The sequence below is a fragment of the Paenibacillus sp. MER 99-2 genome (assembly GCF_023714095.1).
GTDB lineage: Bacteria > Bacillota > Bacilli > Paenibacillales > Paenibacillaceae > Paenibacillus.
In genome coordinates this window covers 1-463 of sequence record NZ_JAMAUZ010000033.1, presented here as the reverse complement: position 1 = coordinate 463, position 463 = coordinate 1, and the positions used below count along the sequence as shown (strand labels likewise).

The 463-nt window shown below is 65.4% G+C and carries 1 protein-coding gene; it reads right to left on the bottom strand.

Annotation, left to right across the window (positions count from 1 at the left end; all coding sequences use genetic code 11):
- Nucleotides 1-442 (bottom strand): FAD-dependent monooxygenase (locus tag M3636_RS29150; RefSeq protein ID WP_251384756.1); only part of this gene is annotated, 442 nt, incomplete at its 3' end.
- Nucleotides 443-463 lie beyond the last annotated feature (21 nt).

Here is a 463-nt window from a genome sequence, read left to right as displayed (position 1 = left end):
GCCCGGCGTCGAGCCCCCACTGCGGGTTGCAGCCCCAGCCGATAATGGCGAAATTCGCCCCGATAACCTCGTCGAGCAGCACGCTCTCGCCGCTCTCCAGCGTCACCTGCGGTTGAATAAACATTTTGCCCACCGGCGAGGTCTTGCCGGCGCCGTCGGTCAGCAGCGCCCCCTCGCGGTACTGCGGCATCGGCTTAAAGCGCATCTCGAGGAAGTAGCGTTTCACCGGCGGCAGGTAATTTAGCAGCCAGGAGAGACCGTCGCGCACGGCCCCCTGCCAGCGCTTCGGCGGCGCCAGCACATGGCCGGCGGTAACCGACAGGTCAATCATCGCTTTCGCGTGGTCGCGGCGCTCCTGCTGGTAGCTGTCGAGCAGCGTCTCTCCCGCTTTGCCATTGACCACCAGCGCCAGCTTCCACGCCAGGTTGAAGGCGTCGCGCATGCCGCTGTTATATCCCTGGCC